General features: G+C 38.7%; 11 protein-coding genes. 6 read left to right on the forward strand and 5 right to left on the reverse strand.

Annotated features, from left to right (window positions below):
• The first annotated feature begins 183 nt into the window (after positions 1-183).
• The gene (locus AC3WV0_RS00685) at positions 184-2565 is read left to right on the forward strand and encodes an autotransporter outer membrane beta-barrel domain-containing protein (RefSeq protein ID WP_488843059.1); all 2382 of its coding nucleotides are present in this window, start codon (positions 184-186) and stop codon (positions 2563-2565) included.
• A gap of 813 nt (positions 2566-3378) precedes the next feature.
• On the opposite strand, the gene AC3WV0_RS00690 is transcribed toward AC3WV0_RS00685, so the two are convergent.
• Both AC3WV0_RS00690 and ggt read right to left on the reverse strand, forming a co-directional pair.
• Positions 3379-4659: a dicarboxylate/amino acid:cation symporter gene (locus tag AC3WV0_RS00690; RefSeq protein WP_488843061.1), complete on the reverse strand. Its 1281-nt coding sequence runs from the start codon at positions 4657-4659 to the stop codon at positions 3379-3381.
• 123 nt (positions 4660-4782) lie between these two features.
• On the reverse strand, positions 4783-6468 hold the full coding sequence (gene ggt / locus AC3WV0_RS00695) for a gamma-glutamyltransferase (RefSeq protein WP_488843063.1): 1686 nt from the start codon (positions 6466-6468) through the stop codon (positions 4783-4785).
• Between the two features lie 90 nt (positions 6469-6558).
• On the opposite strand from ggt, the gene AC3WV0_RS00700 reads away from it, so the two are divergent.
• Both AC3WV0_RS00700 and AC3WV0_RS00705 read left to right on the forward strand, forming a co-directional pair.
• Positions 6559-7521 carry an NAD-dependent epimerase/dehydratase family protein gene (locus AC3WV0_RS00700; protein ID WP_488843065.1) on the forward strand — a complete coding sequence of 321 codons (963 nt, stop codon included), beginning with the start codon at positions 6559-6561 and terminating at the stop codon, positions 7519-7521.
• Positions 7522-7610: 89 nt separating this feature from the next.
• Positions 7611-8363 carry a polysaccharide deacetylase family protein gene (locus AC3WV0_RS00705; RefSeq protein WP_488843067.1) on the forward strand — a complete coding sequence of 251 codons (753 nt, stop codon included), beginning with the start codon at positions 7611-7613 and terminating at the stop codon, positions 8361-8363.
• A 3-nt stretch (positions 8364-8366) separates the two neighbouring features.
• Here the strand turns inward: AC3WV0_RS00705 and AC3WV0_RS00710 are convergent, their stop codons facing one another.
• From AC3WV0_RS00710 to AC3WV0_RS00720, 3 genes are all read right to left on the reverse strand, one after another.
• Entirely contained in the window at positions 8367-9197 is an 831-nt protein-coding gene (locus AC3WV0_RS00710) for a class I SAM-dependent methyltransferase (RefSeq protein WP_488843068.1), read from the reverse strand.
• 28 nt (positions 9198-9225) lie between these two features.
• Positions 9226-10431: a metallophosphoesterase gene (locus tag AC3WV0_RS00715; RefSeq protein ID WP_488843070.1), complete on the reverse strand. Its 1206-nt coding sequence runs from the start codon at positions 10429-10431 to the stop codon at positions 9226-9228.
• 69 nt (positions 10432-10500) lie between these two features.
• Positions 10501-11568: a 3-oxoacyl-ACP synthase III family protein gene (locus tag AC3WV0_RS00720; RefSeq protein WP_488843072.1), complete on the reverse strand. Its 1068-nt coding sequence runs from the start codon at positions 11566-11568 to the stop codon at positions 10501-10503.
• 102 nt (positions 11569-11670) lie between these two features.
• On the opposite strand from AC3WV0_RS00720, the gene AC3WV0_RS00725 reads away from it, so the two are divergent.
• Genes AC3WV0_RS00725 through porT form a run of 3 tightly spaced genes read left to right on the forward strand, consistent with a single transcriptional unit; the run spans position 11671 to position 13761 of the window.
• A complete protein-coding gene (locus AC3WV0_RS00725) occupies positions 11671-12240 on the forward strand; it encodes a hypothetical protein (protein WP_488843074.1) in 570 nt (189 codons plus the stop codon).
• A 3-nt stretch (positions 12241-12243) separates the two neighbouring features.
• Positions 12244-12975: a bifunctional demethylmenaquinone methyltransferase/2-methoxy-6-polyprenyl-1,4-benzoquinol methylase UbiE gene (gene ubiE / locus AC3WV0_RS00730; protein ID WP_488843076.1), complete on the forward strand. Its 732-nt coding sequence runs from the start codon at positions 12244-12246 to the stop codon at positions 12973-12975.
• 3 nt (positions 12976-12978) lie between these two features.
• Positions 12979-13761, forward strand: a complete 783-nt coding sequence (gene porT, locus AC3WV0_RS00735) for a type IX secretion/gliding motility protein PorT/SprT (RefSeq protein ID WP_089998545.1) — start codon at positions 12979-12981, stop codon at positions 13759-13761.
• Positions 13762-13778 lie beyond the last annotated feature (17 nt).

A 13778-nucleotide genomic window follows, 5' to 3' on the forward strand; every position in this document is an offset into this window, starting at 1 on the left:
GCACAAATAGCTTTGCACAAATAACACAAATGCTTTAATTAAACAGCACACTTTCCACTTCGTTTGTCATCCCGTAGGGATCTAAGCAAAGAAGATCACACAACATTTGTGAAATTAGTGAAATTCCATTAGCGTCATTTGTGTTTTAAAACAAAACAAACAAACCCATAAATACAACAAACAATGAAAAATATATTTACAGTGGCTGTTCTATTCATCAGCCTCATTATTAAAGCTCAGGTGGGGATCAATAATACTTCCCCAAAAGCAACCCTTGATATTACTCCAAAAACAACTGATGGGAGCAAGCCCGAAGGACTTTTAATTCCACAATTAGACGGCAATTCGCTAAAAACTGCAGCATATGGAACTTCTCAAAAAGGAGTGATTGTCTATGCGAAGTCAGCAGCCAGTCCCACCGATACCAAAACCGTGAATGTTACTGCGGAAGGGTATTACTTTTATGATGGCAGTGTATGGCAGAAAATGACCGGGGCAGCCGCGGGAGATACCACCAACGATGCCTGGGTAAATGACACCACCAACGGTCTGGTAAAATTAGGAACGAAAGCAGATGGTTCAGCCAGAGCAGCAGGTACTGAATTTGTTGCACAAGACAATGGATCTGTAGGTATCGGAACAAATTCTCCGGCCAGTTCTTCAATTCTTCAACTTGACGCAACAGATAAAGGATTTGTACCTCCGCGTATGACTGTATTACAAAGAGATGCTATTACCACACCTTTATATGGAACAGTAATCTATAATACTGATCAAAGCTGTATGGAACAATATGTAGGAGGTAGTGGGCCGGGAATATCAAGCACCGGATGGAAAAGCTTATGTAGTTCAAATATCAATTCTTCAGTTACAAGTGTAAACTGTACAGGAGTTCTGGCAGGAAACTATTATTCTAATGTTCAGATGACAACAGCGAACACAAAGACCGTTACCATCAATTTTACGACTGCCGGAGATTATTCTGCCTCAACCGATGAGGTAAACGGTGTCTATTTTGTAGGTCAGGGTACTGTTAATGCCTCGGGAAGTAAAAACATTATACTTACGGCATCGGGAACTCCGATGGCTGATGGTACTTTTACTTATACGGTGACGACCGATGGAAAGACTTGTACTTTCAGTGTTACTTACACTAAAGCTCCCGTACCAATTAATTCTATTGATTGCTTATCAGGAACACCTGCTGCTGGTACATATACTACAGGAGTAGCAATGACTGCATCAAACACAAAGAATATTTCTGTAGATGTAGGGACAGGATTTGGTACTTCTAATACCAATACATTTTCTACAAATGTTGTCAATGGAGTACAGTTCACTAAAACAGTTACATTTCCATCATCCGGTGTGCAGGCTGTGACATTAGTTGCTTCCGGAACACCCATTAACACAGGTACATATACTTATACTGTTTCTGGTCTTAATACCTCGCAAACCTGTACATTTACTGTGAATTATGATTGTAATAAAGTAACAAGTGGCAATCTTTTTTCGGCATTGGGAAATACACCTTCAGCAAGTATTGGGCATAGATTTACAATTACAGCACCCGGACCGGGTAGATTTTTATTGAAAGGTAGCGCACAAGTATGGACCGATAATGGATCAAAAGGCAGCTGGTATGCTGTAAAATATGGTAGTACTACTTTAACATATGGTGCAATAAATTCGTCTGCCTGGGCAAATGTTTTTCAAAACGTTCCCTTCAATACCTCGTTAGATGTTACTGCTGCAGGATCTTACAATATTGACATTGCTTATGGATATAGTGCGGGAATACAACAATATAACTTAGAATATATATTTGTACCATCCGGAACCCAATGTCAAGCTATTTCAGTAGATGCTAAGCCTTTTATTGATTACGTCAATAACTTACCAAGCACTATGGGTCACAGGTATAGTTTGACAGCACCTGCAGCCGGTAAATTTATATTACTCCCTCAGATGCAGGTATGGTCATCTGCAACCTCAACGAATGGATTTGATCTTAAAAATGGATCTTCTGTCATTGCTTCTGCACGACTTGCCTCAGCTGCGCCTGAACATTTATATAATAATATCACAACAGCTGGAGAGTTTTCTGTAAGCAGCGCAGGTAATTATAACTTTGATTTGGTTCCAACTTCAACAATAAACGGAACGATCAGACCGGGACTAGTTTCAATTTTTATCCCGACCACAGCTGCAGGTTATTCTAGTGGCAACAGTTCAACGGCAACGATAAACAATGGCGCTGGAAGTAACAGTCATCGCTTTACAATTAATGCCCCAGCAGCTGGTAAACTTTTATTGTTTGGTTCTGCAAATCTATTGTCAACAACAGGGGCGACTTTGGGATATGATGTAAAGGTTGGAGCTTCAACATTACAAAATATGATATTACCTGCTATTGCTCCATCAAACAGATATCAAAATATTCCTTTTGCTACAGAGTATACAGTCACATCATCTGGTCCTGTTAACATTGACCTAGTCCCTATAAATACTAACTCTACAAATATGCAGTATCCTGTACTTCAATGGGTATTTATTCCTAATTAATATATCAATTTAAAATAAAGTTTATACCAAACATCCTGCACAAATCAAAGCGTATCTCTACGATAACACTTAACCAAAGACACTATTGAAGTGCTGACGCAGTATTCTAGCAGTCAGTCTTTAAAAGAACCCCGCACTGCTACCCTGGATAAGCAATTGACGGTAGAGTAGAACAAGCGGATTGCTTCGGTGCAAGCAAGGTGATTGTTAGGTAGCAAGCAAGGGTCTTACTACGAGGCTAACAAGACGCTTGCTAGGGAGCAAGCAATCGGCTTGTGATAAAATGCAATAATTTCTGTTGCGAAATAATCGACAGGAAAATGATAGGAAAATCGTTTTCGTCAGTGAAAATGATTTCTCAATGAAAGAACTGACATATATTTCTTTAGTATAATGGTGCTTCGGCTTGGGAAAGATTCCCGGCCGGAGTTTTTTTGGGCTTCAGCTTGCTCAACCACCATTGAACGGAGGGTACCAGGCTTCCCTTGTCATCCCGTAGGGATCTAAGCCCGAATCTTTCCAGGGTAATGTTAACGATGCCGAGATTCCTACGGAATGACAAAAGGGTGTGGGTAGTGTTCGGGAGTTTTAGAGCGTGAGCGTTTTATCATTTATCTTGTCATCTCGTAAGGATCTAAGCACGAATCTTTCCATCTGTCACCCTGAGCCTGTCGAAGGGTCGGTTAATACTCACCAAAGTACTCCTAAGGCTTCGACAAGCTCAGCCTGACACCGCAAATGATGATAACAAAAGTAGTCGAATGGCAGAGCCTAAGCGGAGTCGAAGGCCCGCAGTACAAGAGGTGAAATTTATCAGACTTCCAGTTTCTTTTCTACTTCATTCGGATGATCCAGGCAGAACTGCAGCTGCTTTTTATCCAGCTGTTTTTCCCAGTTGGCCACGACTACTGTTGCTACAGAATTTCCGATGACATTGGTTAAGGCCCGGCATTCACTCATGAATTTATCGATTCCCAGAATTAAAGTCATCCCCGCAATCGGAATTTCGGGAACCATGGCCAGGGTGGCAGCTAATGTCACAAAACCGGCACCTGTTACCCCTGCCGCACCTTTTGAACTTAGCATAGCCACTAAAAGCAGTATGATCTGTTTCTCGGGCGGAAGATGTATGTTCAAAGCCTGAGCAATAAATAAGGAAGCCAGTGTCATATAGATATTCGTGCCGTCAAGGTTGAAAGAATATCCTGTAGGGACTACAAGTCCGACAATAGCTCTGGAACATCCTGCTTTTTCAAGTTTTTCCATAATTCCCGGAAGTGCAGATTCTGAAGAGCTCGTTCCCAAGACCAATAGAAGTTCTTCTTTTAGGAAATATATTAATTTAAAGATATTAAACCCATTATACCATGCAACCGCTCCAAGCACCAGGACAACAAAAAGGGCTGACGTTATATAGAAGGTTCCGACAAGAAAAATGAGATTCAGAACCGAGTGTAAACCGTACTTGCCAATGGTAAAAGCCATCGCCCCGAATGCTCCTATCGGAGCGAGCTTCATGAGCATATGAACAATTTTAAACACGGGTGTTGAAAGGTCCTGTAGGAATTCAGTGATTTTTCGGCTTTTTTCTTTTGTTAAAACTAAAGCAACACCCATTAAAATCGCTACCAGCAATACCTGAAGTATATTTTCTCCCACGAGCGGACTAAAAAGGGTTTCCGGGATGATATTCATAATGAAGCCGGTAAGGGTAGACTCATGGGCCTTCTGCTGGTACTGGGAAACGTCTCCCGAAAGGGTAGAAGGATCTATGTTAAGACCATGCCCGGGCTGTAAAATATTTCCGACAATCAGTCCGATGATCAGCGCCAGTGTTGAGAATGTCAAAAAGTAAATCATGGCTTTAATGGCAATTCTTCCTACTTTCTTCAGGTCCGTCATGTGGGCTATTCCTAACGTAAGGGTAATGAAGATCACGGGAGCGATAATCATTTTAACGAGTTTTATGAATCCGTCACCCAGCGGTTTCATCTTTTCTCCGAGTTCCGGATAAAATCTTCCTAAAAGAATCCCGGCCAGAATAGCTATGATGACCTGAAAATATAGCTGCTGATAAAGTTTTTTTGCTTTCAATGAAATTGTTTTGAGAAGCGAAAATTATGAAAAAAATATTGTTTGATATGATAAATGTCAGTAAAAGTTTCGGCGGTGCTTTTAGCACCGCCGAAACTGTATTATTTTATTATTTAAATATGATTATTCTACCGCTACAGAATCGTCGCCCCTGCCATCAGCAACTGCATGAATGCTTCCGTCATCGTCCATTAAAATCAATTCTGTTCTTCCGATCTGTCCCTTTCTTTCCACTTTATATCCTAATTTCTCCAACTCTGTAATGGTTGTTTCAGGAAAGTTTTTTTCAAAAGCGACCGTTTCCGGAAGCCACTGGTGATGGAACTTAGGAGCGTTGACCGCAATATTGGCGGTAAGCTTAAAATCAATGACATCAACAACAGACTGGTATACCGAAGTAGGAATGGTAGTTCCTCCCGGCGTTCCTACCACCATATAAGGTTTACCACCCTTCATAATGATCGTCGGCGTCATGGAAGAAAGCATTCTCTTGTTGGGCTGGATAGAGTTGGCCTCTCCGCCTACAGCTCCGAACATGTTGGGAACACCCGGCTTTATGGAAAAATCATCCATTTCATTATTCAGGAAAAACCCGGCTCCGGATACCACGACTTTGCTTCCGTATAATCCGTTTAAGGTGGTCGTGACAGCAGCGGCATTTCCTTCTTTATCAATAACTGAAATATGGGTGGTTTGTGTAGATTCTGCAGGTTGTTTAATTATTTTTCCGACCTCTGCGCTCGCCGAGGCTTTCTGAAAGCTGAAACTTTTCCATCTGCTTTTTAAATACTCATCGGAGATCAGGTATGAAGTTTTATCCTGAATAAAATCGGGATCACCCATGTATTCTGCTCTGTCGGCATACGCTCTTCTTTCGGCTTCCACCATGATCTGAACTGCTTTTGTCGAATTCAGTTGATATTTTTCCAGATTTTCATAACTCGCCATTTTTAACATCTGGGCAAGTAAAATCCCGCCGCTTGAAGGCAATGGCATCGATACTACATTATTTCCTTTATAGTCAAACTCCAAGGCTTTTCTTTCGGCAACTTTGTAATTTTTTAGATCTTCCAGAGTAATAATCCCATTTCCTTTTTTCATTTCAGAAACAATAAGCTCTGCGGTTTTCCCTTTATAGAAGCCTTTCTGTCCGTATTTCTGAATGAGTTTTAACGTTTGAGCCAGTTCTTTCTGAATCAGGAGATCACCCGTCTTCCATGGAATGTCTTTTACGAAAGCAATATTACTATTATTATGTTTCTGAAAATATTCTTTATGGGCATTTAATAAATCTGCTTCCGGGCGGGTTATGGCAAATCCTTTTTCTGCTAAATCTATCGCAGGCTGAATAAGCTTATCCATAGGAAGTTTGCAGTACTTTAACGTTGCAAAAAAGCCTGCCACACTTCCGGGAACACCGACCGCCAGTCTTCCGTTTTGGGAAAGATCTGTATCTGCTTTTCCGTTTTTGTCGATATACATGTCATGTCTGGCTTTATGAGGCGCCGTCTCCCGGTAGTCAATCGTAAATCTTTCACCATTATTTTTGACACCCACTAAAAATCCGCCTCCTCCGATATTTCCGGCCTGAGGATAAACAACGGCAAGCGCATATTGCGTCGCTATTACAGCATCATAAGCATTGCCTCCCATTCTGAGCATTTTCGCACCTGCTTCGCTTGCCAGAGGATGGGCCGAAACTACAACTCCCTTATTCCTTACCTTAACTTCTTTTACAATATTGAAATCGGTGTATTGTGCTGAAAATGTGTTAGTAAATAGAATGAGTAAAATGATAATGTTTTTCATTCGCAAATTTTATAATCCAATTTACAATTTTGTTTTAAGATAGGCTTTAAAATATTTACTTTTGCTTTCATCAACTAATAAAAATCAAAAATGGAATCCCACACGGAAAGAATACTTATTACAGGTGCCTTAGGACAGATCGGTACCGAGCTTACAAACAGACTTGTCGAAATTCATGGCGCTGAGAATGTAGTGGCTTCAGGCCTCGACAGATGGCAAAAAGGAATTACTTCAGCAGGACATTATGAAAGGATGGATGTTACCAATACCCAGCTGGTAAGACAGGTCGTAAAAGATTATGAGATCACTACGGTTTATCACTTGGCTTCATTATTGTCGGGCACTTCTGAGAAGCAGCCTGTTTTTGCATGGAAGCTTAATCTTGAGCCGCTTCTTCATTTTTGTGAAATGGCAAAGGAAGGTCTTATTCAGAAGATATTCTGGCCAAGCTCGATCGCTGTTTTCGGGAAAGGGATTCCCAAGGAAAATGTAGGTCAGGATGTCGTGCTGAACCCAACAACAGTGTATGGAATATCAAAAATGGCAGGAGAAAAATGGTGCGAATATTATTTCGATAAGCATGGGGTAGATGTAAGAAGTATCCGATACCCGGGACTGATTTCCTGGAAAACTCCGGCCGGTGGAGGAACAACAGACTATGCCGTTGAGATTTTTTATGAGGCTATTGAAGAAGGGAAGTATACCAGTTTCATTTCTGAAAATACAGGAATGCCAATGCTGTATATGGATGATGCGATCAATGCGACTTTAAAATTAATGGAAGCACCGAAGGAGAATCTTACCGTTCGTTCATCATATAATTTGGGAGGAATGTCTTTTACCCCAAAAGAACTAGCCGAAGAAATCAAAAAAGAAATTCCGGATTTTGAGATCGATTATAAGCCGGATTTCAGACAACAGATTGCTGATTCATGGCCTGCATCAATTGATGATTCTGTGGCCAAAAAAGACTGGGGATTATCTTATGAATTTGGAATTTTGGAGATGACTAAAGATATGATTAAGAACCTTAAAGTGAAGTTAGGGAAGTAGTTTTTAGATGTAAAGTTATACTTTAAATAGAATTATTGTTAACATCTGATTTTTAATTACTTTTAAATTTTATCTAAAATTAAATTGATATGGTTTTATTAACTTTTAACATCATTAATATTGAAGCTTCCTGCAAAAATGCAGCCCAGGTATCCGATGTTGAAAGGCTGAAAATTTCAATCGATAATACAAAAGCGATTCTGAGAATTTTAGATATTCATGATATAAAAGCGAGCTTTTTTGTGGAGATTTCTATCGCGGAAAAACTTCAGGATTTACTAAAAGCAATTTCATCCAAAGGGCATGAAATTGCTTTTTACAATAAAGACTCTACCGTAGAAGAAGTTGAAAATACGAAGATATTTGTTCAGGAACTTTTAGAAAAACAGGTCAAAGGAATCCGGCAAAAGGATATAAAAATCCCGCCTCAAAATTTGAAGCTGATGGAATTTAGCTATATTTCAAATATCGATAATGCTAATATCCTTTTTCCTTTCAAACGCCTGAAAAGGACTACGGAAATTGTTGAGGAAGACGGATTAAGTATTGTTCCTGAAAGTATTTCCCCATACAGTCAATTGCCTTATAATGATTTTGTATTCCAGGTGCTGCCGATGAAATATTATCAGAATATGGTTTTTGAAACCTTGAAGAATGATGATTTTGTTTTGATTTATTTAAATTCCTGGCAGTTTACTGATTTTGGCAAATACCATTTTGATGTTCCTTTTTACAGAAGACTGAATTCCGGTAAAAAAATGGAGGACAAGCTGGATGCCCTCCTTAGCTGGATTAACGAGAAAGAAATGGCTACTTCCCGTATGAAAGATTATATATTTTAGACCCTATTCTTCATTTTTACAGATGGCCAGAAGATCTGTAGAATACTGCATGTCTTTGGCGAATAAAATGTCTTCATGCGAATATTTTGTGGCAAAATCGCTTGAAGTATTATGCAGTGATTGAGCCGGGTTATTGTGTCTGTTCCTGATTCTCTTTAAAAGGTCAAATACTTTTTTCTGAAGATTTAAAAGATAAACTCTTAAAGAATAAGGATAGATATATAACGTGGAAGGTAATACGGCTATTCGCTGTTTTCTTGTCCTTCTGATCTCTTCCCGAACCAAGTCTGAATTTGATCCGATTTTTAAAATTTCTACCTGGTTAAAATATTTTCTGAGAAGTTTTTCCAAGCTTTCAGGAGTATATTCTTTCAAATGGAAAATATTCCAGGGCTGCTGAATGTATTTAAATAGTCGGTGCTTTATATCGGGAGTTGAAATAATTAATATTCCGCCTGGATTTAAAAGCTGTTTTAGTGTAGAAGTATACTCTTTATCATCTGGTACATGTTCTATGACCTGAAATGAAGTGATGATGTCAAATTTTTCATTTCCCAATTCAGCAATCGTTTTGAAATTCAGATTGGGAGATCTATATTCCTGGCCCGCAAAATCTACCGCTTCTTTGCTGATGTCAACACCTGTAACATCTGCTGCAGTTTCAGAAAGCATGTGTGAACCATATCCCGAACCGCATCCGTAATCAAGAACTTTTTTATCTTTTACGAGTTTTTTAGCGTATTCGTAGGTCGCAATGTGCATTAAATGCAGGTATAGTTCAGATTTATTTGTAAAATGATGATGTATGATGTGTCTTTCTCCGGTATCCTTCATTTGCTAATTATTTGGTTAAAAAGGTGACTTATGTCAATTCAAAAAGCGTAATTTCAGGTAATACGCCCACTCTTCCCGGATAGGCCAGAACGCCGAAACCACGGTTAACATACAGCATTTTTCCTTCGCTTTCGTATAAATCTGCCCATTTTGGGTATTTATACTGAACCGGTGACCACTTTACATTTTTAAGATCAAGACCAAACTGCATCCCGTGCGTATGTCCTGAAAGCGTCAGCTGAACGTTTCCAGGGTGTTTTTTAACGACGTAATCAAAATGGGTAGGGTCATGGCTCATTAGGATTTTTGTAGCGGATTCCGGCACTCCTTTCAGGGCATCGTCTATTTTTCCGAATTGAGGGAAAGGTTTCAGCCCCCAGTTTTCTACTCCAAGGATATAAAGTTTATCGCCGTTTTTCTCAATTATACGGTTTTCATTCCGAAGCATATCAAAACCGGCCTGTCTTTCATAATCGATCAACGTATCAAGATTTTGTTTTTTTTCGTTTAGTGAAGTCCAGTTGACGTAGTCGCCATAATCATGATTTCCGAGAACAGCAAATTTGCCATCTTTTGCTTTAATCTTTGAAAATAGCGGAATAAAAGGCTTGAATTCTTCTGCCACATTGTTAACCATATCCCCGGTAAATAATACAAGATCAGGATTTTGTTCGTTAATCAGATTAATGGCATGCTCAAGTTTACCCGGATCAGAAAAGCTTCCGCTGTGTACATCAGAGATTTGTATAATTTTATACCCCTTGAAACTTTTTGGAAGATTAGCAAAATTGATTCTTACTTTTCTTACTTTATGACGGTACTTCCCGAAAGTAATCCCATCAATAAAAAGGGCGGAAAGTACACCGCCCAGTCCTAAACCAACCAGGCTTAAAAACTTTCTTCTTTCAGGGAAGTGATTTTCTGAAGATCCTACCAAACCGATAAGATATCCAAAGATTCTAATGATATCGTCAATCAACAGGAACAGAACGACAAAAATTTTAGGAAGAATAAAGACCAAAAAGAGAGATATTATGATCTGTGCTCTCATCATACTTCTGTCGGCCCTGCTGAAATGCATCACCTCGTAGGCGAAGAAGCCATACACCGCAAGAGAAATTGTCCAGTATCCGATTCGTATCCAGAAATTATCTGTAAGGGTTCTGATAGCTTGATAAATATATATTTCCAAGAAAAGGAAGATGGCTGCAATAATTAAAAAGTTTCTTTGCATAATCCGTTTAAAAAAAGCACAAAGAATAGTTTCCCTGTGCTTTTTATATTTTTAAATTAAATAATAATATTAAGGAAATCTGTATACGATAGCATTGATGTTCATACCGGCACCTACCGAAGTCATTACAATGTTACCTTTTTCTTTAAACGATTGACCGTCCATTTTTCCTTTAATTATTAAATCAAACATGGTAGGAATTGTTGCTACGGAAGAATTTCCGAAGTCCTGAATCGTCATTGGAGAGATGGAATGATCATAATCTTTCACGTCATAAAGTTTATGAAGTCTTTCGATCATGGCATAATCCATCTTTGCATTAGCCTGGTGAATCAGAATTTTGTTAATATCTTCAATAGAAAGACCTGCGTCTTCGATTGTTTCTTTTATAGCTGCAGGAACGTTTTTCAGGGCGTATTCATAAATTTTTCTTCCCTGCATTCTTACAAATAGACGGGTCTGGTCAGATTCTTTGTTGATGGATGGTCCATTTGCCAGATAATCCAGCTCAAGACCATTATCACAGATGGTATTATGGGCAATGATTCCTACGCTTTCATCGTCGGTCGCCTTTACCACAACTGCTCCGGCTCCGTCTGCAAAGATCATTCTGTTTCTGTCGTGAGGATCTGTTACTCTGCTTAAGGTTTCGGCACCGATCACAAGAATTGTTTTGGCAACTTTAGCTTTAATTAAATTATCAGCCAAAATCATCGCTTCCACCCATCCCGGACATCCGAAAAGCATATCATAAGTAACGCATTTTCTGTTTTTAATGCCTAATTTATTCTTTACCCTTGCGGCCATTGTCGGCATGAAATCTGCATATCCGTGAACGGTTACTTCACCGAAATTACTGGCGTAAATGATGTAATCAAGTTCTTCCTGATCTATTTTCGCGTCTTCGATAGCAATTTTGGCAGCCTCGTATCCGATTTGTGAATTGGATAGATCTTCTTCTATGAATCTTCTGTTTTCTATTTCTGTAATTTCTACAAATTTTGCAATAGTTTCTTCAGCAGGTTTGTCAATCTTTACCCCGTCTTCTGTATAAAACTCTGAACCTAAGAAATAGTCTCTCCCGATAATTCTGCTGGGAAGGTAAGATCCAGAACCAATTATGATCGTATTCGGCATTCGTTTAAATGATTTTTTTAAAGACGCAAAGTTAATAATTAATATTAATAACAGAGAATTAAAAATATTATTAAATTTGCAAAAATTGTACTTTACAATCCTATGAAAAACAATCCATCCTTAAAAGGCTTACTGATTGCAATTGTGGCGTTTATTTTTGCCTTTGGGATCTACTTCCTCTTTTTAGCCAAAAAGAATTATTATGTCGTAGACAATCCGACTTCCGATACATTTTATTATACCATAAATAATGGTTCTGAAGGGACAATTGCCGGCGGACAGACCGTTCATGTGGACCTGAATAAAGGTAAAAACTCCATCAGGGTTTTTGATAAAAATAAAAAATTACTGTTTGATTCTGCTTTTGAGGTGAATAAGGTACGGGGCCTTATCAATATAGCACATCAGGATTATTATATCAATGATCAGTATTATGGCTACAACCTTAAAAAAGATTCACTACTTTTGGCACTGGATAAAACCGTCATTGACGGAAAAACATATTTTGGAGGAGCAAGACGCTTCAATAAATTATTTACTGATGATTTTTACTACAATGTAGATGAGGATTACGATAAGGTGATCAAAAATATCCAGCAGGTGGAATCAAGATCAAAAATCTTCAGGAAACAGGATTACCTAAATTATTATAACGAATATTACAAGTTTTAAGTTTTGACAAAAGATATTACCAAAATTACGCCCTACAACTCTGAAGCTACGAAGAAGAGCCAGGTAGAGGATATGTTCGACAATATTGCACCGAAATATGATCTTCTGAATCATGTTCTGTCCATGAAAATAGATGTTTTATGGAGAAATACCTTGGTGAAATGGATGAAAAATGACAATCCGCAGGAAGTGCTGGATGTGGCTACAGGAACGGGAGATCTTGCGATTGCGATTGAAAAGGGAACGGGTTCTAAAGTAATTGGATTAGATTTATCGCAACAAATGTTAAATGTTGGCGTTATTAAAATAAAAAAACTTAAATTAGACGGCAAAATTTCCATGCAAAAAGGAGATGCAGAGAATTTACCTTTCGAGGAAAACAGATTTGATGCGGTTTCCGTTGCATTTGGAGTGAGGAATTTTGAAAACCTTACCAAAGGTTTGGCGGAATTAAGAAGAGTTGTTAAAGATAACAAGAGTGTTTATATACTGGAGTTTTCAAAGGTTGAGGGTTTCCTGGCGCCATTTTATATGTTTTATTTCAAAAATATATTACCTGCCATCGGCAGACTGGTTTCCAAGGATAATAGGGCATACACATACCTTCCGGATTCTGTAAATGCTTTTCCTTTTGGGGAAAAGATGAGACAAATTCTTTTAGATACAGGATTTAAAAAAGTTGAATATAAAAAACTAAGTTTAGGTATAGCCACAATTTATAAAGCAACAAAGTAACCTATGAGTAAATTTTTATTAAGAGCACTGGTTTTAACCTCAGTAAATATCGCCGTTTTAGCAAACGCGCAATTCAGAACCCGAAACAGAATGGATAAGTTGGAAGATTTCGACGAGCAGAAATTCAGCTGGGGTTTTTATCTGAATGGTAACAGACTAGACTACCGTATCGTTTTGAATCCGAGATACGGGATGAATAATAATCAGAATCTTGTTTCATCTAAAGAAAGCTACAGTTTCGGTGCTGGTTTGATCGCAAAATGGAGACTGAATGATTATTTGGATGTAAGATTGGAACCAGGGTTACAATTTGGGCAGAGGCAGTTGACTTTTAACACACAGTCTAATGACCAGTATGCGGCGGGTACTTTAACGAACGATCCTTTTATTCCGTTTCCTTTAACAGAAAAAGACAGAGTACGAGAAATTAAAACTACTTTGGTAGATGTTCCTGTGTTGCTGGAATTCCACGGACAGAGATGGTACAATTCTCGACCATATGTGGCTGCCGGGGTAAACTATATCGTGAATCTTCAGTCTAATTCAGATTCTACCGATGACAACCTGCAGCAGGTTTTCAGATCAACAACGCACAATTTTGCATGGTCTGCGGAGATGGGGATTCAGTTTTACTTTAATAAATTTAAGCTGACCCCGGCAATCAGAGGGACGTTCATCATGAACAATGAGATTGTTGCTGATAATGCCACAACACCTCCGTACTGGACTTCTGCGATGTCTACTTTACAAACAAGAGCCGTATTCTTTGTACTGAAATTTGAATAAGAAATAATTATAAAATA

The organism is Chryseobacterium sp. 27AL (assembly GCF_057815395.1).